Source organism: Breoghania sp., assembly GCF_963674635.1.
In the GTDB taxonomy this organism is placed as follows: domain Bacteria; phylum Pseudomonadota; class Alphaproteobacteria; order Rhizobiales; family Stappiaceae; genus Breoghania.
This window is the reverse complement of sequence record NZ_OY771475.1, coordinates 1,617,095-1,636,548: the sequence shown is the minus strand read 5'-3', so window position 1 is coordinate 1,636,548 and position 19,454 is coordinate 1,617,095. Positions and strand designations below refer to the sequence as shown.

17 protein-coding genes and 1 tRNA gene are annotated in these 19,454 nt (G+C 60.4%); 9 read left to right on the top strand and 9 right to left on the bottom strand.

Features of this window, described 5'->3' with window-relative positions:
• Window positions 1-131 precede the first annotated feature (131 nt).
• Window positions 132-737 carry a peroxidase-related enzyme gene (locus ABGM93_RS07185; protein ID WP_319775776.1) on the top strand — a complete coding sequence of 202 codons (606 nt, stop codon included), beginning with the start codon at window positions 132-134 and terminating at the stop codon, window positions 735-737.
• A gap of 194 nt (window positions 738-931) precedes the next feature.
• Here ABGM93_RS07185 and ABGM93_RS07180 read toward each other — a convergent pair whose 3' ends face one another.
• Complete coding sequence (locus ABGM93_RS07180) at window positions 932-1,894, bottom strand: hypothetical protein (protein ID WP_321504794.1); 963 nt, start codon at window positions 1,892-1,894, stop codon at window positions 932-934.
• A gap of 539 nt (window positions 1,895-2,433) precedes the next feature.
• On the opposite strand from ABGM93_RS07180, the gene argC reads away from it, so the two are divergent.
• The 3 genes from argC (at window position 2,434) to ABGM93_RS07165 (ending at window position 4,754) form a co-directional block, all read left to right on the top strand.
• Window positions 2,434-3,375 (top strand): N-acetyl-gamma-glutamyl-phosphate reductase, encoded by a 942-nt coding sequence (gene argC / locus ABGM93_RS07175; protein ID WP_321504792.1) that lies wholly within the window; start codon window positions 2,434-2,436, stop codon window positions 3,373-3,375.
• A gap of 37 nt (window positions 3,376-3,412) precedes the next feature.
• Window positions 3,413-4,018 carry a 3-isopropylmalate dehydratase small subunit gene (leuD, locus tag ABGM93_RS07170; protein ID WP_319774178.1) on the top strand — a complete coding sequence of 202 codons (606 nt, stop codon included), beginning with the start codon at window positions 3,413-3,415 and terminating at the stop codon, window positions 4,016-4,018.
• A 361-nt stretch (window positions 4,019-4,379) separates the two neighbouring features.
• Window positions 4,380-4,754: a D-Ala-D-Ala carboxypeptidase family metallohydrolase gene (locus ABGM93_RS07165; RefSeq protein ID WP_321504790.1), complete on the top strand. Its 375-nt coding sequence runs from the start codon at window positions 4,380-4,382 to the stop codon at window positions 4,752-4,754.
• Between the two features lie 96 nt (window positions 4,755-4,850).
• Here ABGM93_RS07165 and ABGM93_RS07160 read toward each other — a convergent pair whose 3' ends face one another.
• The 3 genes from ABGM93_RS07160 to ABGM93_RS07150 form a co-directional block, all read right to left on the bottom strand.
• Complete coding sequence (locus ABGM93_RS07160) at window positions 4,851-5,360, bottom strand: hypothetical protein (protein WP_321504788.1); 510 nt, start codon at window positions 5,358-5,360, stop codon at window positions 4,851-4,853.
• A 123-nt stretch (window positions 5,361-5,483) separates the two neighbouring features.
• Window positions 5,484-5,819 (bottom strand): zinc ribbon domain-containing protein, encoded by a 336-nt coding sequence (locus ABGM93_RS07155; RefSeq protein ID WP_321504786.1) that lies wholly within the window; start codon window positions 5,817-5,819, stop codon window positions 5,484-5,486.
• Between the two features lie 316 nt (window positions 5,820-6,135).
• Window positions 6,136-6,210: transfer RNA gene (locus ABGM93_RS07150), tRNA-Val, on the bottom strand.
• Between the two features lie 486 nt (window positions 6,211-6,696).
• Between ABGM93_RS07150 and ABGM93_RS07145 the strand changes: the two genes are divergently transcribed.
• Window positions 6,697-9,333: an HWE histidine kinase domain-containing protein gene (locus ABGM93_RS07145; protein WP_321504784.1), complete on the top strand. Its 2,637-nt coding sequence runs from the start codon at window positions 6,697-6,699 to the stop codon at window positions 9,331-9,333.
• 19 nt (window positions 9,334-9,352) lie between these two features.
• Here the strand turns inward: ABGM93_RS07145 and gph are convergent, their stop codons facing one another.
• Together gph and ABGM93_RS07135 are read right to left on the bottom strand one after the other, a co-directional pair.
• Window positions 9,353-10,033, bottom strand: a complete 681-nt coding sequence (gene gph, locus ABGM93_RS07140) for a phosphoglycolate phosphatase (protein WP_321504782.1) — start codon at window positions 10,031-10,033, stop codon at window positions 9,353-9,355.
• Between the two features lie 191 nt (window positions 10,034-10,224).
• A complete protein-coding gene (locus tag ABGM93_RS07135; RefSeq protein ID WP_321504779.1) occupies window positions 10,225-12,015 on the bottom strand; it encodes a methyl-accepting chemotaxis protein in 1,791 nt (596 codons plus the stop codon).
• 680 nt (window positions 12,016-12,695) lie between these two features.
• Between ABGM93_RS07135 and rpiA the strand changes: the two genes are divergently transcribed.
• The 3 genes from rpiA (at window position 12,696) to gor (ending at window position 15,605) form a co-directional block, all read left to right on the top strand.
• Complete coding sequence (rpiA, locus tag ABGM93_RS07130) at window positions 12,696-13,397, top strand: ribose-5-phosphate isomerase RpiA (RefSeq protein WP_321504777.1); 702 nt, start codon at window positions 12,696-12,698, stop codon at window positions 13,395-13,397.
• A 45-nt stretch (window positions 13,398-13,442) separates the two neighbouring features.
• Window positions 13,443-13,994, top strand: a complete 552-nt coding sequence (locus ABGM93_RS07125; RefSeq protein WP_321504775.1) for a DUF2059 domain-containing protein — start codon at window positions 13,443-13,445, stop codon at window positions 13,992-13,994.
• 222 nt (window positions 13,995-14,216) lie between these two features.
• On the top strand, window positions 14,217-15,605 hold the full coding sequence (gor, locus tag ABGM93_RS07120) for a glutathione-disulfide reductase (protein WP_321504773.1): 1,389 nt from the start codon (window positions 14,217-14,219) through the stop codon (window positions 15,603-15,605).
• A 258-nt stretch (window positions 15,606-15,863) separates the two neighbouring features.
• Here gor and ABGM93_RS07115 read toward each other — a convergent pair whose 3' ends face one another.
• Window positions 15,864-17,045, bottom strand: a complete 1,182-nt coding sequence (locus ABGM93_RS07115) for an aminotransferase class V-fold PLP-dependent enzyme (RefSeq protein ID WP_321504771.1) — start codon at window positions 17,043-17,045, stop codon at window positions 15,864-15,866.
• A gap of 113 nt (window positions 17,046-17,158) precedes the next feature.
• Here ABGM93_RS07115 and ABGM93_RS07110 point away from each other — a divergent pair, with 113 nt between their 5' ends.
• Window positions 17,159-17,743, top strand: a complete 585-nt coding sequence (locus ABGM93_RS07110) for a gamma-glutamylcyclotransferase family protein (RefSeq protein WP_321504769.1) — start codon at window positions 17,159-17,161, stop codon at window positions 17,741-17,743.
• Between the two features lie 37 nt (window positions 17,744-17,780).
• On the opposite strand, the gene ABGM93_RS07105 is transcribed toward ABGM93_RS07110, so the two are convergent.
• Window positions 17,781-18,320 (bottom strand): AAA family ATPase, encoded by a 540-nt coding sequence (locus ABGM93_RS07105; protein ID WP_321504767.1) that lies wholly within the window; start codon window positions 18,318-18,320, stop codon window positions 17,781-17,783.
• 179 nt (window positions 18,321-18,499) lie between these two features.
• On the bottom strand, window positions 18,500-19,225 hold the full coding sequence (locus ABGM93_RS07100) for a VIT1/CCC1 transporter family protein (RefSeq protein WP_321504765.1): 726 nt from the start codon (window positions 19,223-19,225) through the stop codon (window positions 18,500-18,502).
• Between the last annotated feature and the right edge of the window lie 229 nt (window positions 19,226-19,454).

Sequence of the window (19,454 nt, the reverse complement as noted above, 5' to 3'; positions counted from 1 at the left end):
GGGGGCGCAAGGCGCGCTTTGGATTGCCGAGATGGTTGGATTTGGGCATGCTCGGGCGAGCCTGCGCAAGACAGGCGTGGGGTGAGGAATACAAGGCCGGAGCCGCGAAGCTCCGGCGAGGGAGGATGAGAATGACCAAGGAAACCGCGGCGAAACAGCCGTCGGCGTCTGCCGTTGACGAACGCGTCATCGCGCTTGATACGGGCAATGAGCCTTTGAGCGAAGCGACGACCCGCTACTTCGCGAAATGTGAAGAGAAGCTCGGTATCGTACCCAATGTGTTGAAGGCCTACGCCTTCGATGATGTGAAGCTGCGGGCCTTCACCGACATGTACAATGACCTGATGCTCGGCCCGTCCGGCCTGTCGAAGCTGGAGCGCGAAATGATCGCCGTGGCGGTCTCAGCGGTGAACCGGTGCTTCTATTGCCTGACGGCGCATGGTGCGGCGGTGCGCGAATATTCCGGCGATCCGGTACTGGGCGAATTGATGGTGATGAACTACCGGGTGGCGGACCTGAGCCCGCGCCAGCGCGCCATGCTCGATTTTGCGGTCAAGCTGACCGAGCGCCCGCATGAAATGATGGAAGACGACCGGCAGCACTTGCGTGATGCTGGCTTTTCCGATCGAGACATCTGGGACATTTCCACCATCGCGGGTTTCTTCAACATGTCGAACCGCGTGGCGGCTGCCACCGATATGCGTCCCAATGACGAGTACCATTCCATGGCGCGTTAAGGCCAAGCCTCATAAATGAGGCCGGAACGGTTTGGTTGAGCGGTTCGGATGCCAGGCGCAAGCCCGCAGGAAACCACATGGTTTTCAAGGGGGGGGACGCAACGACGAAGCCGGATCGCTCGGCCAAAACCGGATGGACGGCGAAACGGCTTCGTTTGGCCTTGATCATTGGCAGGATCGGATGAGGCCTCAGTCTAGAGGTCATTCAACCCGTACAAGTCTCGTGTTTCGGCCATTACGCTGCCAAGGCGATCCCGATAGCCTTCAAACCATGGCTCATTGAGCAAGTCCTTTCGGCTGCCGATATCCGCATCATTCGCGAAACCGAAATACGACTCCAGTGCTCCGAAAATGAAATTCGCAGCCGGATGATAGATATTATGATTTTGAGGTGTTATCCCGCTATCCCGTGAGAGACGTTCGTAGTTATATTGCATTCTTCCCCGTTGCTGCGCCCAGTCAACGCTTGTTGCTTTCTCTTCTGTGCTGACTTGATCCATATACTGGATGCCGGCAGCATATTTTTGCATGTGATCTGCATTTGAGGTCGCTTGCGGAATTGTATAAACTCCGTCCAAACGGGTCGGGCCGTTATAAAGCCCCATAGCCATGCCTTGCTGGCCCAGCATGAGATCTTTGGCGGTCTGTTGTTCTTCTTTGGAAAAATGGCCGCCTTCATTGCTGGCGACGGCATAAAGAGCGCGGCGGTCCAAATCTCCCATAAGAGAATACGTCTCTTTTCCTTCGAAATTGTCCGTACCATAGGGTTCGCCGCTTTCGCGCATCTGTTGATACTTGCTGTCCATATTTTCACGAGCAGCTTGCGCGACTTCATCGAAGGGGCGGTTTTGCGAAAATGGTTGCGCGCTTGGGTCGACGATGCCCAAAGCCAGATTGCGGGAAGAAAACCCTTCACGCGTCGGTCTGAATTGTTCGAAATAGGAGACCTTTGCGTCCCGGAGGGCATTTTTTGCCTGTTCGGCCTGCGCCAGCTTTCTTGCCTCGGCAGAAATTTCCACCGTATCTTTAATGACCGTGCCGCGCGCATGATCTGATTTTTCCGGGAGCTTTGCGCTTTTCTCTCCGGCTTCATCTGTTCGAGAGAAATTCGTTTGCGTGAGAAAGCCGCGCGTATATGCGCTCAGAGCGTTTACCATTGATACCTCCTGGCATTTTCTAACGCGGGCTTGACGGCTCCATACCGTCGTCGTGCGCTTTGTTGACTGGCATTCCTGCTCTTTCTGACAGCAATTCGCATGCCAAAGGGCAAGGAAAAGCGCGGCATGCGCGGATAGAGCTCTTGCGGGATGCGAAACCTGCGGCGCTCTCGGTCATGGCACCGCACGCCGCCAGCGTTCAGCCACATGCGCTTGCCGGGTTTGCCATGCGGGAGGCGAGGGGCGATCCTGTTTCCGGCTTCATCGGACAGCCAGAATAGATCCGTCACAATCGCCTCCCTCGCTGAAGCCTCGAAGTCACGAGGAGAGGGCAATGAAAGCCGGGCATTTGTATCGGGTCGCAGCCTGATGGGCGCCCTGGGGAGGGTGTAGGATTGGAAGGGGCGCGGGAAAGCAGGGCGTTGGTGGGAAAGGCGCCCTAGGGAAGATGACAGCGCCGCCTGTTCCGTGTATCTAGGCCGCCAGAATTCATTGTAGCTTCCGCGTTTGTGCGGAAATGACAGACGAGTGAGGATGAGATGGTCGCGAAGGTCTTTATCGATGGCGAAGCCGGCACAACGGGTCTCCAGATCCGCGAGCGCCTGGCCGCGCGCCGCGATATCGAGCTTCTCTCCGTGCCGGAGGCGCGCCGCAAGGAGAAGGCCGCGCGGGCTGAGCTCCTGAATGCGGCCGATGTGGCCATCCTGTGCCTTCCCGACGATGCCGCGCGGGAATCCGTGTCATTGATCGAGAATGACACCACGCGGGTGGTCGATGCCTCTACCGCACACCGGGTCGATCCCGCATGGGTCTACGGTTTTGCCGAAATGGCGCCGGGTCAGGCCGACGCGATCGCGAAGTCCAGGCGCGTCGCCAATCCGGGATGTTACCCGCAAGGCGTGATTGCGACCGTGCGTCCGCTCATCGAGGCGGGGCTCGTTCCGGCGGACTTTCCCTTCACGGTCAGCGCGATTTCCGGCTATTCCGGCGGCGGGCGCAAGATGATCGAAGCGTATGAGGCCAATCCGGACGCCTCGCCCTTCGCGCCTTACGGCCTGACCTTTGGCCACAAGCACCTGCCGGAGATGCGCGCCTATTCCAAGATGGACATCGATCCCCTGTTCATGCCGTCGGTCGGCAACTATGCGCAAGGAATGGTGACCATGGTCCCGCTGCAGCTGGGTACGCTCGACAGTGCCACCACCGCAAAGGTCCTGCATGATGCGATCCGCGGCTGGTTCAAGCCGGGCGGTTTCGTGGAGGTGGCCGATTACGCCGAGGTCGACAAGCTGCCGGAGCTCGATCCGCGCACCTTCAACGGCACCAACGGCATGCGGCTACACGTGTTTGGCAACAATGCGCGGCGGCAGGCCGTCCTGGTTGCCGTCTATGACAATCTCGGCAAGGGCGCATCTGGTGCGGCCGTGCAAAACATGAATCTGTTGCTTGGTTGCGACGAGCGCGCAAGCCTCGCCGCCTGAGCGAACGCGGGTTTCAGGAGCGATTGAAGAGGACGAAATGGAAAAGTTCACCACCTTGACCGGCGTTGCCGCGCCGCTGCCCTGGGTCAATATCGATACCGATATGATCATTCCCAAGCAGTTCCTGAAGACGATCAAGCGCACCGGCCTCGGCACTGCGCTCTTCCACGAGATGCGCACCAAGGAAGACGGTTCGGAGAACCCGGACTTCATCCTGAACAAGCCCGCCTACCGCGATGCGCAGATCCTTGTGGTCGGCGACAATTTCGGCTGCGGTTCCTCGCGCGAGCATGCCCCCTGGGCGCTGCTGGATTTCGGCATTCGCTGCGTGATTTCCACCTCGTTCGCCGACATTTTCTACAACAACTGCTTCAAGAACGGCATCCTGCCGATCAAGGTCTCCGAGGATGAGCTTGAAAAGCTGATGGATGATGCTGAGCGCGGTTCCAACGCCACGCTGACGGTCGATCTGGAAGCGCAGGAGATCAAGGGCCCGGATGGCGGTGCCATCTCCTTCGAAATCGATCCGCACCTGAAGCACTGCCTGCTGGAAGGTCTCGACGATATCGGTCAGACAATGCAGCGCGCCGATACCATCGCTTCCTTTGAGACAAAGATGGAAGAGACCCGTCCCTGGGTCTAGGATCCGGGCGTACGCCTCGCAGATCATGCTTTGAAGGCCCCTTTTCCGGTGACCCGGGAAAGGGGCTTTTTCATTGGAAACTGCCGGGCAGAGGATGGTCGGCTCCGTCTCCTTCGGGGCAGCTGTCAAGAGGCGGTGGGGCGTGTCCGCAGGGCGCGGGACAAGGTGAAGCATTAACCATGCTTGTCCTTAAAGTTTTAACGGTTCGGGCGCAGCATCCCGCCTGACTGGCAATCATTCGGGGGCATGAAGGCGAGCGGGAAGGAACGGGGGGCGTTCCGCGGCTATTCGCGAAGGTTAAGTAATGGCGTATCCCAACCGAAACTCCGAACGATCCCCAAGACGTCTGCGCGCCGTTGCGTTGGCACTGGTCCTCGCCGCAAGCGTTGCTGGATGTTCATCCATTCCCGGTTTTGGGTGGCTCGATCGATCCAACGTCACGTGGAACGACACCAAGTGGTGTGTTCCGGGGGCGTTGAAGCGGGTCGTGGTGCGCGTGTCGGAGCGTTTCGGCCATGTGACCGTCACCTCCACCAAGCGCTGGTGGCTTGAGAACTGGTGGAAGGGCGGTGCCCCGCACTCCAAGCACCGCAGCTGCGAAGCGGTCGATTTCAACGTGCGCGGCAATCCGCGCAAGGTGATCGCCTTCCTGAAGGCCCAGCGGGAAGTGGGCGGCTACAAATACTATCCCGGCGGCCACTATCACATCGACAACGGTCGTCGCCGCACCTGGTGATGCCTGCATGGAATGTGCGTGAAGGTGGGCACCTCCAGCGATCCCTGTTATCCAAAGTCGGACCGAAACGGAAAATAACCGCGCTGATGAGGCTTGTTATTGCGCCGGCGTTATTGTGTCGAATGCAAACAGGTAGCGCGGGAATTCTGTGGAGCCGCTGTTTGTGTAGCTCAACTCCACTAGAGCGCCTTTCATTTTCATGAAATTTCCGGAAAACGTGACAGCATCTCCGGCCTTCAGTACCAGAAGAGGCGCGTGCAGGTGGGTGTTGCGTGGGCTGATCAGAGTGTCTAGCCCGTAGGACAGATGAACGCCTGCGACCACTTCAAAGCTGCCAGCGTCAATGCTGACTGCGGCGTTCCCCTGCATCTCCTGAATGCCGAGGATCTTGCCGCGCCAGTTTTCCACGTGAGGAAGGGCGGGGCCAAACGAATCTCTGGCCGCCAGTGCATGGAAGGCTGCCAAACGGTTGGGCGCGTCCTGGATATCGTTCTTCGCTCTCAAGATGCGTTCGACAAACGCGACCTGGTCCGCAGGTCGCCGCGCCTCTTCCGAGGTCTGCTCGTTGCCGCCAAATAGAGCGCTTGCAACGAGAAGTGATATCACAACGGAGCCAGTCCAAAATCGCCACGACAAGCGCCTGCGCTTGCCGCATGACGCGCATCGTTTGGCTGCGTTCAGATTTGCTTTCTGGCAGGAGCAAATCCAGTAGGACGGTGATCCAGCCATTTATTTGGGACGCGTGAGGAGCGCCATTAGACCCAGCAGGATAGCGCCGATGAGCCAGATGATAACGAGAAGCGTAATTCCCAGGCCCGTGCCGATAGCCGCTCCAGCTGCTTCCGCTCCCGACAGGCCTTTTGAGGATTCGACGGCGCTTTGTGTGCCCCCCCAAATCCAGACAACCATCAACAGGTTGAAGGCCCAAAAAGCGAAGATTACGATCTTTCCGAATATGCCGCGCTTCGGCTTGCGCAGTACCGCGCCACACTGCGGGCAGGAATTGGCGCTAACGCTCACCTTGTGTTCGCATGAGGGGCATTCGATCATTGTCGGCTTGCTCATTGGGTCCTCTCGATTTTTCTCTCGAATAGGTGATAGTCAGCGAAGAAACCCGGCATGACTTGAAGCGGAAGATCCGTCGCGCGGAACGGCCTCGACGATTCGCAAGAGTCTCAAATAAGTATATTAAAATAGGTATAAATAACAATCGATCCTGTCATCTTGACGGGGCCGGAAACCTATTGCCGAAGGCGCCATATGGCAGCCTTGCGCTGAACCAATCTTCAGGAACCGGAATGCACTTCGCCAGCCGCGTTGCGACAGCGGATCAGTGCAAGCAGTTTCAAGGGAAGGGATAGGAAACTTCAAGGAAATGAGATGGTGGGCGATACTGGGATTGAACCAGTGACCTTTCCGGTGTGAACGGAACGCTCTCCCGCTGAGCTAATCGCCCCTGCGCCGTATGTGGCGTGGCCGCACGTCGTGCGTGGCGGGTTTTTATGAGAGATCATCGCGCGAAGCAAGGGGGAAAACGTCCTTGTTCAGGAATGTTCTGGGGAAAGCGCACCAAGTCGCGGCAAACAGGAGGGGCGGGGCGCCGGTTCGCCACGCGACGACCAAATCTTGTCGGCGAGGGGAACTTTCCAGTTCTTCGCGGCTTGATAATGTCTGAAAAACCGCCTGACAGTGCCCTGGAGGGCGGCTGGAGGTGAGTAATGGACGCGGAAATCGTAAAGCCTGTTCCTTTCCATGACGAGAATGACAATTGGCTTGGAAAACGGTTTGAGTAATTGTGCGCCGCCTTGCCGTTCGGGCAAGGCTGTGTCCATCGTTTTTCTGCCGAAAGCAGGCAGATGGGAATCGTCAAGAGCTTGGTGCAGGTGTTCAGGTCGCGCGTCGCGGTGGGACTTGGCATTCCATGGGAAGGAAAGTCTCGTATATGTCCGATGCGTTCAATGCGCCCACTGGGCAGGGCGTCGATCTCACGAATTGTGATCGCGAACCCATCCATATTCCCGGCCACGTCCAACCTTTTGGTTGTTTGATCGGTGTTTCGGCGGACTGGATTGTCACCCACGCTTCGCTGAACTTGCGCGAATGGTTCGAAATGGACGCGCGCGAGATTATCGGACGCCCGCTTGCTGACTTGTTCTGCGACAAGTCGATCGCGCGTATGCGTTCGCGACTTCAGCTCTTGCAGGAAGACGACAGCGAGCGGCTTTTCAATGTTCCGCTTTCCCGGTCGGGGAGCGACGATGTCGAGACGCGACGATATGATCTCGCGCTGCATCGTTCCGGCGATACGATCGTCATCGAGATTGAGGCCGTGCCTGCTAATGGCGAGGACACCTATGTCCAGCACGTGCGGCCGCTGATCGGGCGGATCGAAGACAGTGAGACGGTGGAAGACCTCTGCCGCAAGGCTGCAAGACACCTGCGCGCGCTGACGGGTTTCGACCGTATCATGGTCTATCGCTTCGCCCGTGACGGGTCAGGCGAAGTGGTTGCAGAGGCGCGTCGCGGCGGGCTGGAATCCTATCTGGGCCTGCACTATCCGGCGTCCGATATTCCCCGTCAGGCCCGGGAACTCTACAAGCGTAACCTGCTGCGCATCATTTCCGACGTTGACGCCATCGTCAGTCCCATCCATCCCGCCTGTGGGCCGGACGGCTCGCCGCTCGATCTGTCGCTCAGCACCTTGCGGGCGGTTTCCCCGATCCATCTGGAATATCTGCGCAACATGGGCGTGAAGGCGTCCATGTCGGTCTCCATCATCGTGCGCGGCAAGTTGTGGGGCCTCTTTGCCTGCCACCATTACGATCCGCTGGTGCTGTCGTTTCAGGTGCGCTCAGCCTGCGAGCTGTTCGGCCAGCTTTTCGCGCTGGTGTTGGACCAGAAGGAAAGCGATCTGGAACGCGACCAGCAAGCCCGTGCAAAACGGCTGCACGACAGACTGATGGCGCAGCTGGCCGATGGCGCATCGCTTTCGCAAAACTTCGACATGATCGCGGAAATGCTCGACAATATCATCGAGTATGACGGTGTGGTCGGCTGGATCGACGGCGAATTCCACGCTGAAGGCACAACGCCCACGCAGGAGGAGTTTGCCGGTCTCGCGCGGTTCCTCAACACCACAGCGGTCAGCCGTGTCTTCGCCACGGAGCATCTGGCCGCCATTTACAAGCCGGCCGAAGACTTCATCGAGCGCGCCGCGGGCCTTCTTGCGCTGCCGGTTTCGCGCACCCCGCGCGATTATATCGTTCTCTTCCGTCGCGAGGTGGCGCGAACGGTGAAATGGGCGGGCAATCCCGAGAAGGCGATGGAAACGGGTCCCAACGGTGTCCGTCTCACCCCGCGCAAGAGCTTCGAGGCCTGGCAGGAGGTGGTGCACGGGCGCTCCGCCGAATGGAGTGATGCGGAACTCACCATTGCGGAATCGCTGCGTGTGACCCTGCTTGAGGTGGTGCTGCGCCTGACAGAAGCCATGATGAAGGAACGGCTTCGCGCCAATGATCATCAGGAGCTTCTGATTGCGGAACTGAACCACCGCGTGCGCAATATCCTGAGCCTTATCCGTGGGCTCGTCACCCAAAGTGGCACAGAAGCGGCCTCGATTGACGAATTCACCCGCATCGTCGGTGACCGCATTCACGCGCTCTCGCTCGCGCATGATCAGTTGACCGGCGGCAAATGGGGGCCAAGCTCCCTCCGCAGTCTGATCGAGACGGAAGTCGACGCCTATGTCACCGGCGGGCGCGACGGACGGGTCATCATCGACGGGCCAGACGTGCTGGTTGAGCCGCGTGCCTTCGTCACCCTTTCACTGGTCATGCATGAAATGATGACAAACTCCGTGAAATATGGCGCTCTTTGTGCGAGCGGGGGGCGTATCCACGTCACCCTTTCAGAAGAGCCGGACGGACGATTGGGCATTGATTGGCGTGAGTCCGGTGGACCTGCCGTCCAACCGCCGAAACGACGTGGTTTCGGTTCAACCGTTATCGAGCAGTCGATCCCTTTCGAACTCGGTGGCGAGGCGGAGATCCACTTCGAGATGCTTGGGGTGCGGGCGCGTTTCCGCTTGCCGCCCGCATGCGTGGCCGGGTTCATCGAACCTCGGGCGCAGGCAGACAGTGGCGGCGATACGTCTGCCATTGCATCGCTGGCGCAGAGCGGCCAGAGCGAGGGGGGCGAGCATCCGGACCCGTTCCGCGTGCGCAGCGCCCTGATTCTGGAAGACAACATGATCATCGCGCTCGACATGGAGGACATCCTTGGCGAACTCGGTGTGGAGACTGTCTATGTGGCGCCTGGCAAAAGCGAGGCGCGCCGGCTTGTTGCTGAAAACGACATCGATCTTTTTATCCTCGACGTCAATCTGGGCGACGAGACGAGCGAGGATTTCGCCGTGGATCTCGTCGCGGCCGGCAAGCCGTTTCTCTTTGCGACCGGTTATGGCGAGGCGGAGAACCTGCAGCAGAAATTCCCTGACACGCGGGTTCTGCAGAAGCCGTTCGACTACCATACCCTGCGACAGACATTGCAGGAGCTGGGGGCGCGAGTGAAAGGAGCGTAAGCCGACGGTGCGGCGCGCTCTAGGCGGTTGCCGGTTTGGCGATCTCTTCGACTGCCTGCCACAAGGCATCGAAATGGGAGATCACGCGATCCGGCCCCAGCTCGGTGACAGGCACGGGCGTGTAGCCGAAGTCGACCGCCACGACGGGAATGGCGGCTGCGCGGGCCGCGTTGATATCGGTAATCGAGTCGCCGACCATCACCGAGGCGCTTGCAACGCCGCCGCTACGCTCGATCGCGCCAAGAATCGGCATCGCGTCGGGCTTTGGCTTTTCGAACGTGTCGCCGCCGACAATGGACGCAAATCGGCGCGTCATGTCGAGCTGGCCGAGCAGATCGCGCGCCAGTCCTTCCAGTTTGTTGGTGCACACGGCAAGCGTCCAGCCGGCATCGGCAAAGCGGTCAAGCGCCGTCTCCACGCCAGGAAACGGGCGGCTTTCGACCGCGATATTGGCTGAGTAATGCTCCAGATAGCGCGCGAAGAGTTTTTCCAGATGCTCGCCTTCCAGCGTCTGCCCGGCTTCCTTGAAGCCTTTTTGCAGCATCACCCGCGCTCCCTGTCCGACAAGTCGGTTCACGCCCTCCAGAGGAATGGTCGGAAGACCTTCCTCCTGCAGGATCACATTGAGCGAATTGAGAAGATCCGGCGCGGTATCCACCAGCGTGCCGTCGAGATCGAAAACGAGAACAGGGCGAGACAAGCAGGCCACTCCATCTGCAGGAAGGAAAGCTTGTTCCGGGCTATCCGGTTTGATGGCAGGTGGCAAGGGGCAGGCAGGGCGGGCCAATGCGTGCGGGCTGTTTGAAGACGCCAAAGGCAAGGCAAAGCGGCCCACGAACGGGCCGTTTCACTTTGTAGTCATCGCGGTCCGCGGCTGCGCCGCTTTGCCCCTCAGACTTTGTAAGCGGTTCTGAAACCACCCCAGTGGCGTCCGTTGACCGTGATCGGCACGTCGATCTCGCGCATCCAGACAGTTTCCCCGTTGCCCATGTCGCGCGGATAGGACTGTATGAGGAACGGGCGGGTGTTGCGAGCCGCGGAAAGGCCTGCACGGTCGTCGAAAATCCGCTTGTTGCGGCAATTTGCGCCGTTCCACGACGGGTCGTCTGGCTTTTGTGGCTGCGAATAAACCCGGTTGTGGACAGGCAGGTAGCCATTGCGGTCGACCGCGGCACAGAATGTCATGCCCTTGGTGCGAGATGCTGCCAGCAACGGTTCCTGAACCTCTGGCAGGATACGTTCCAAAACCGGGAGCGCCTTGTTCGTAAACTGCTGCGGATCGCTGCCGGAGACGGGTTTGTAATCCGTATCAAACAGGCTCGCGACGTCGATCTGGCCGGAATCGAGCGCGGCCTCCATTGCTGCCTCGATCTGTCGTCCGGCTTGCTTCGCCGTCTCGATGAAGCCGTGATTTTCAGCTTGAACCGCTTCGATCTGCCTCTGGAGAGATGTCTTCGAGGCTTCGTCCAGATCACGGAAGGAGGAGTGCAGTCCGAGTGAGCTGGTGCCTGTGATCGAGATCGGAAAGCGCCCAAGCCGTCCAAGATCAAGCGTCCCCTGCGTGCCCGTTCGCAGCTTCAGCCCCTCGCTTTCGGGTTTCATCAGCGTCCCGCCCATGGAAATGTCGAGGACATGGACAGGCTCGACCTTGCCTTCGATTTCAAGCTGGCCCCGCAAGTCGACGGGATAGCGGTCGTGCTGGCGCCGGTTGCCCGCCGACGTCTGGCGGATCAGCATGGTGAAACGCGTTCCGAGCGCGCCAGTCAGGTCCGTCATGTGGGTGCTGGCCTTGGTGATTGCCTCGCCAGCCCCCTCTGCCTCGTCAGTCGCGGCGGAGATCGTGTTGACGCGTTCTCCGACCTCGCGCACGAAATCTGCGGTCTGGCGCGCACTCCGACCGATTTCGTCTGTGGTGGCGACTTGTTGTTCCACCGCGCCAGCAACCGAGACGAAGCTCGGGCGGATTTCGTCGATGGCCTCGATGATCCGGTTCACCGCGCCGATTGAACCTTCTGCCGTCACCTGAAGCCGCTCGATATTGCTGCTGATCTCGTCGGTGGCTCGCTGTGTCTGCTCCGACAGCTGCTTCACTTCGTTGGCGACGACGGCGAACCCCTTGCCGGCTTCTCCTGCGCGCGCCGCTTCAATCGTGGCGTTCAGCGCAAGCAGGTTGGTCTGCTTGGCAACCGCGGAAATCATGAGCACCACTTCCGCGATCTTCTGCACCGCGTCGCGCAATTCGTTCACGCCGTCATTGGCTTCCGACGCAATGCCGCCCGCCCTGTCGGCGAGCGCCGTCGTGGAGGACACCCGCTCCCCGATCTCACGGCTCGTGAGGGTCAATTCCTCAAGAGCCTCGGCAAGCTGTGCGGCATTGTCCGTTGCTTCCGTGCTGCGCTTGGAAAGCTGCTGCGTATCTGCCCGAATGGCGGAAATGATGCGGCCTTGCGTGGCAAGCTGCTCATTGACCGCCGTCGCGCTCTCAAGGATTTCGCGCGCCGACACGGCGAGATCGGCTTCGATGAGATCGAATGCTTCGCCGATATCCTTGTCCTGCGACCCGGATCGTGCCGGGTCGGCGGTCTCAACGGTCTCGATCTGGACCGGCGGCTGGGCGACTGGTTCCTCGCGTTTCGTCAATTTGCGCGCAAAGTTCGCTAGCGCGAAGGCGTGGGCAGCCATGGATTTCTCCCCGAGGGAATAGACGCAATAAGAAGTCAATCAAGATGTGGATATGAAACGCATGAAAGCTTTCCAAAGCATGAAGGGTGCTTTTCGCCTCGAAGGCCGAGCTACGGCCGAACAACGGAATATGTTATGTTTGATAAGTAAAACGAGTCTATTAATTGATTTGTTAATTGTGCGGGTGCGGGGTTCTTCTGGGTCGTTCCGGACTTGGATTTGCGGTGAGCGGGGGAGGACTGGAGCGCGTTTGCTTCCATTGCCCCGGTTCTGTCGATCCCTTAACCGCGCGGGCAGGGCTGTAGCATCACCGGTGTCCGTTCAGGTTGCGCCTTTTCCTCGCCGGAATTGCGTTGTTGGGTGCAAGGCGCTTGGCGGCCGCAGGCCCATCGGGATTTGCACAGCCGCGGACCAAGTACGGGCAAACGGAGGCAAACTGTGGCCTGACCGGGCCTGCCATGCTATTCAGCCGCCTGCGCTGTGGCCGGGCTTTGTAAAAAGGGTCGTCAAAAAGCCAGAATCCGGCTTCACCCGAACGCGACCGGCAAGCGAGATCGCGCTCGGGTACGAGTCTTCGATTATCCGACTTGCCCGCGTGGGTAGTTATGTAGAATTCTTGCGCCCCGAGCGGGCTCGCTTTGAAGTTGTCCGCCGCAAGAAGCGGACGCCGAGGAGGTGGAATGAGTGACGAGTTGAAGCGCGCATCGGCAGAGGCCGCGCTAGAGGAAGTGCGGTCCGGCATGAAGCTGGGTATCGGCACTGGCTCCACGGCCGAGTTTTTCGTGCGCGCTCTTGCAGACAAGGTTGCGGCAGGACTGGATGTGATCGGCGTTCCGACGTCTGAGCGCACCGCCGCGCTCTGCAAGGAACTCGGTGTCCCACTGACGACACTGGACGAAACCCCCGAACTCGACCTGACGATTGACGGTGCTGACGAACTGGATGCTGAACTTCAGCTCATCAAGGGAGGTGGCGCGGCCCTGCTGCGCGAGAAGATCGTGGCGGCAGCCTCCACCCGCATGGTTGTCATTGCCGATGAGAGCAAGGTCGTCGAGACGCTTGGCCAATTCCCGCTCCCCATCGAAGTGATGCCCTTCGGGCTGGAATCGACGCGGCGCGCGGTGGTGAAGGTTGCGGACGCGCTTGCGCTGTCTGGCGAAGTGAAGCTGCGCATGGGGACGGACGGCGCGCCGCTCGTCACCGATGGCGGCCACTACATCCTGGATGGCCACTGGGGACGGATTCCCGACGCCGTGTCTCTTGCTGACCGGCTCGCCGCTATTCCCGGCGTTGTCGAACACGGATTGTTTATCGGCTTGGCGAAAGCCGCCTATGTGGCGGGCCCGGCCGGAGTACGAAAGATTTCGCCCGCGGCGGCCTGAGAGCAGCCCCGCAGAGGCAAAAGAGACGAAGTAACGGAGAAAGACATGACACGTTCGATCTATTCCTGCCTGACAGGCGGTCTCGCCGTCGTCACGCTCGCCACGGGCCTGACGCTGGCAGGCCCTGCCATGGTGCAGGCTCAGACTGCCGGCCAGAACGGTGGCAGCGAAGAGACCTTCTCCAAGGAGCATCTCGCAGCCGCCCGTGCCGCGATCGAGGGTGGTAACGCCTTCCGTTCCTTCGACGACATCCTGCCGGTCATCGCCGACAAGACCCGCACCCTGTTCATCCGCACCAATCCTTCCGCCACTGCGGTGATTGATGAAGTGACGAACGAGGTTGCCCTGCAGCTGGCAAATCGCCGTCCCGAGCTGGACAAGACCATCATGGAAGTCTGGGCGCGCCGCTTCACCACCGAAGAGCTGAACGAGATTGCCGAGTTCTACCGCTCCCCGGTCGGCAGCAAGTTCGCCAAGCTTGGCCCCGAACTGACCGCGCTTTCCATCGGCGCGGCGAAGCAGTGGGGAGATATCATCTCCACGGAAATGGTGACCCGTGTTCGCGAAGAGTTGAACAAGCGTGGTTACCAGTTCTGAGTGTCAGATCCTAGTAATCGTGAATAGGCGTCATGTCCTGAGGTGAAGGACCAGTCCGCAAGGGCTGGTTTTTCCGATCAAGATGGGGCGCGTTCCACTTGTCTTTTAGCTGTTTCTGGCGCGAGAGAACCGGCTTCTGGCCGGTTCTTTTGCTCCTGGCGGTGGGGAAGGCGTCGGGGCTGGGGTGGTCATCGGCGCATATCGATAGGAACGGAGCCCGAGATGGCCGATTTTGACTACGACCTTTTCGTTATCGGAGCTGGATCCGGCGGCGTTCGTGCCGCCCGCATCGCGGCAACCCATGGCGCGCGCGTGGCGATCGCCGAGGAATACCGCTATGGCGGCACCTGTGTCATCCGCGGTTGCGTTCCCAAGAAGCTGCTGGTCTACGCATCCCAGTATTCAGAGGCCTTTGAGGACGCGCGCGGCTTTGGCTGGAGCATCGGTGAAACCTCGTTCGACTGGAAGGCGCTCATCGCCGCCAAGGACAAGGAAATTGCCCGCCTGGAAGGCATCTACCGCCGAAATCTGGAGAATTCCGACGTCGAGTTGTACGACACCCGCGCGGTGATCGCGGGCCCGAATTCCGTCTATCTGAAGGCACAGGATCGCACGGTTACTGCCAAGACCATCCTCATCGCCACTGGCGGGCGGCCGAACCTGGATCCGCGCATTGAGGGTATTGAGCACGTCATTTCCTCCGACGAGGTCTTCCATCTTGAAGAACTCCCCCAGCGTGTCGCCATTTCCGGCGGCGGCTACATCGCGGTGGAGTTTGCCTGCATCTTCGCCGGTCTCGGCGTGGAGACGACCTTGGTCTATCGCGGCGAGCAGATCCTGCGCGGTTTCGATGACGACCTGCGCGATGCCGTTCGCACCGAAATTGAAAAGAAGGGCATCCGCGTTCTGTGCGGCGAGGTCTTCACGCGTATCGAGAAGCTGGAAGAGGGCGGGCTCAAGGGACACCTGGCCTCCGGCGAGACCATGAGTGTCGATCAGATCATGTTCGCCATCGGCCGCATTCCCAACACCGAGGGATTGGGGCTGGAAAGCGCCGGCGTGGAGGTCGGCACCAAGGGCGAGATCCGCGTCGATGACACCTCGCGCACCAATGTGCCGTCCATCTACGCGGTGGGCGATGTGACGGACCGCGTGAACCTGACCCCGGTGGCCATTCGCGAAGGCCATGCCTTTGCGGACAGCGTGTTCGGCAAGAACCCGCGTACCGTCGATCATTCCCTGATCCCGACGGCGGTCTTCTCACAGCCGGAAATCGGCACAGTCGGTCTGACCGAGACGGAGGCGCTGGCAGCCTATCCGAATGTGGATGTCTACAGCTCCACCTTCCGCCCGATGCGCAACACGATCTCGGGCCGCGATGAGCGGATGCTGATGAAGATCCTCGTTGACGCCGATACCGACCGCGTCCTCGGCGTGCATGTGCTGGGTCCCGATGCGGGCGAGCTTTCGCAGGTGCTCGGCATTGCTTTGAAGATGGGCGCGACCAAGGCCGATTTCGATGCGACCATGGCCGTGCATCCGACTGCGGCGGAGGAACTCGTCACCATGCGTTCGCCGTCAAAGCAGCATCGTCGCGCAGCTGCCGAATAGGCGAGCGAAATCGAAGGGCCGGAAAGCCGTGGGGGAGGGCGCATCTTGCGCCCTTTTTCGTGTGTGCAGTGTGTCATTCCGGGAGGGGGGCGGCAGCGTCCCAGCAGGTCGCCGATCCTTGAAGATGCACTCTGACGAGCGCTCCTCAGAATGACGTTATCGTGTTGTTATATCCCGAAGAACCAACCTCACACCCAAGGTCATTCTGAGAAGCCTGCGCGAGCAGGCGTCTCGAAGGATGGGCTCCACAATCTGGCCTCAGCTTGCCTGCCCATCCGCCACCGCCGCGCAGAAACGGGCGATCTCTTCTTCGGTGTTGTAGTAATGAACTGAGGCGCGTGCGAGCGCGTCCAGGCCGCGCACGGGCAGGTCGAGCCGGGAAGAGCTGGCCTGCGTGTGGGTGATGTTGATTTCCTCGGCGCGCAACCTCTTGCGCAGCTCAAGCGGGCTCTCCCCGTCTTTCAGGAACGTCACGATCCCGCACTTCTCCTTGCCCAGATCATGAACATGCACGCCGCCGAGGCCTGACAGTTCGCGGCGCAGCAAATCCGCCAGATGCTTCACCCGCGCCTCGATCTTCTCCATGTCCAGAGAAAGCGCATAGCGGATCGCGACCGCAAGCCCGATCTGCCCGGCGGCAAACCGTTCCCAGGTCTCGAACCGTGTCGCATCGGGTTTCAGATGGTATTCGCGCGACGACAGCCAGTCGCTTGCCTGCAGGTCGACAAAGGGCGGTTCAAGATCGCCGAGTATGTCCTCTGACACCCACAGAAAACCGGTGCCGCGGGGGGCGCGCAGATATTTGCGCCCCGTGGCCGAGAGCATGTGACAGCCGATCTCCTCCACGTTGAGCGCCAGTTGTCCAACCGCCTGACAGGCATCGAGCAGATAGAGAATGCCGTTGCGCCGGGCGATCTCACCAACTTCCGCGGCGGGGTTCACGAGCCCGCCTTGCGTCGGAATATGGGTCAGCGAGATCAGACGGGTCTTTGGCGTGATGGCGGCTTCCAGTGCGGCAAGGTCCACCTGTCCGCTCGCATCATTCCCGATTATGTCGATCTCGATCCCCGCCCGCGCTTTCATCTGCAAGAGGGCCACGTAGTTGGAAACATATTCGGCCTGCGTGGTGATGACCCGCTCACCGGGGCGAAAGGGAATGGAATAGAAGGCCATGTCCCAGGCCCGTGTTGCGTTCTCGATAAAGGCGATTTCGTGCCGCGCGCCACCGATGAGGGCTGCCGCTGCATCGTAGAAATCGTCCAAGGCCTCTGCTGCTTCGGCTGCTGCCTCATAGCCGCCGATCTCCGCTTCGCGCCTCAGATGCCCCATCACCGCTTCAAGGGCAGGGTTTGGGGGTAACGATGAACCGGCATTGTTGAAATGAAGCACGTGGGCGCAGCCAGGCGTGTCGGCGCGCAGTCGATCGATATCCAAAGACATCCGGAAGAGCCCTTTCGCGAAAATGGAGATAGCGAGACTACAAGCTCGCAAGGCCATGGCAAGGCTCGACTTGCCCCTTGTCCTTGTCTTGTTATGTAGGCATCTTTCGGGGCATGACCGACACGATTTCCTATTTCGGATACGGTTCGCTGGTGAATGACAGCACCCGGCCCGCAAATGGCGTGGCTGTGCCAGGGCGTCTTTCCGGCTGGCGGCGGGAGTGGCGCATCGCGGGCAGGATGGGCAATTTTGGCGTCTGTTCGCTGACTGTGCGCCCCGATGTGTCGCGCGAGGTGGCCGGGCTGATGGTGCGCGAAGACGCAAGCGGTCTTCCAGACCTTGATGAACGCGAATGGCGCTATGAGCGCTGCGAACTCGCAGCCGGGGCTTTCCGCCCGGACAATCCGAGCCTCCCTCCGATGGCGGGCTTCGTTTACACCGCGCGCGCCGAACACTATCGATGGGGCGATGCGGATCATCCGATCCTGCAATCCTATGTCGATTGCGTGCTGGCGGGTTTCTTCAAGTATTGGGGCGAGGCGGGCGTGCGCGAGTTCGTGGAGACAACATGCGGCTGGCATGTGCCGATCCTGCCCGATCGGGATGAGCCGCTCTATCCGCGTGCGGTGAAAATCGACACGCAAACCCAAGCGCTTTTCGACGATGTCTTGCGCAAGGGCGGCGCGTGCTGGCTTTGAGCGCAGGGCGGAGATGGAACGAGCCGTCGTTCGCCCCTCAAAGCCGGAGGTGTCGCATGACGAAATCCGCGCGCGCTTCGATGTCGAGGAAAGGAAGTTCGATCAGCTCGTAGCCCAGTCGAGCATAGGTGTCGGCCATGACTTTGCAGGTCGCTTCCGCCTCCTGTCTGTCTTGTTTGCGCTCCGCGTCCTGCGTGAAGATCTCGCTCCAGAAGGGGGCCAGGAATACGCGCTTGTTGTAGGCGAAAAGTCGTGCTGCCGTCTCGACATAGTCCGGAACAGGCAGGCCGCACAGCGTGAGGTAGCCCACGACATCGGGAACGCCGCGATCCATGACCACGGGACCCGGCATGGCTGCAGCCTCGTGATGGGATCGCAATTCCCAGCCGAGCATGAGCTGCGCAAAGGCGGAGCGATCGTCCCAGGGCAGCGCCGTCCCGCCGATCTGGACCTGGTCGCGAATGATGGCCCGGCCTGCCTCCGGCATGCTTTGCACACCGCGCCTGCCCAGAGCCTCGATAAGGCTGCTCTTGCCGGAACCGGGCCCGCCGGTCACGACAAACAAATGGTCACACATGTGCCATCCTCAAGGTTTCATGAAAGGGGAAAACGTGTCGTTCGGCGCGCGCGAACCTGTCGGGGCCGATCACGACACGCAGGCAGTGTGCCGGTTGGTCCTCGAAAGGTCAAGCGAACGGAACTTGCCGCATCCGCGTCAGTTCAACGGGGCGCGCCAGACGTCGCGAGCATGGCGTCTCAAGCGGCAAAGCCCTGCAGCGAGTAGCCGATTACCCAGGCAATGCCTGCGGCCGCAAGGCCAATGCTCAGCGTTTCAAGCCCCGATGCGTACCAGCTCTGTGTCGACCAGCGGCTTTTCATGGAGCCGATGGCGAAGAACACCACCGCCGTCATGGCGAGCGAAAGCTCCGCCAGGCCTGCGCCGCTCGCGAACACGAATGGCATGAGCGGCACGGAGCCGAAGATCACGAAGGCGGCGAACGTGGTCAGAGCCGCGCGCAAGGGCGAGCGCAGCGTTGTGGCAAGGCCGAATTCCTCCGACAGCATGGTGTCGATCCATGTCTGGCGGCGCGAGGTGATGAGGTCGACCATCATCTCAAGATCATCTCCCTCATAACCTTTGGCATGAAAGATCTGGCGGATTTCCTCGCGCTCCCCCATCGGGTCGACGGCAATATGCCGTTCCTCCATGGCGTGCAGGCGCTGGTAATCGTCGACCTCGGTCTTGGTCCCGGAATAGTTGGCGGCTGCCATGGAAAAACCGTCCGCCAGCAGGTTCGCCAGCCCCAGAATGAGCACGATCGAGGCCGAAAGTTCTGCCCCGATCACGCCGGCGACGATTGCGAAGGTGGTTACGGCCCCGTCGATCCCGCCATAGACCCAGTCGCGCAAGTAGTTGACGTTCGGGCCTTCTCCCAGCCGTTCGGCGATTGCCTTGGGGGAGTGGTCGTGTTCAAGTTGCATCGCGTCGCCCGCCTCGCGGTTGCCGTGTGGGGGCGGTTAAGCGTTGGATTTAACCGCCTGTGGCGTGTATAACGCGGCTCTGCCGCGCGAAGAAGCAACAAACTTGCCGCATCGTAAGGCGTTGCGCCAAAGGTTGGCCAGCCTGGGTCGCCCGGCAGCGCACCATGGGAGAGGCCCCGTTGCGGGGCCACTGGATCGGCAGGGAGGGCCCCGTCGCCGATCGAAGGAA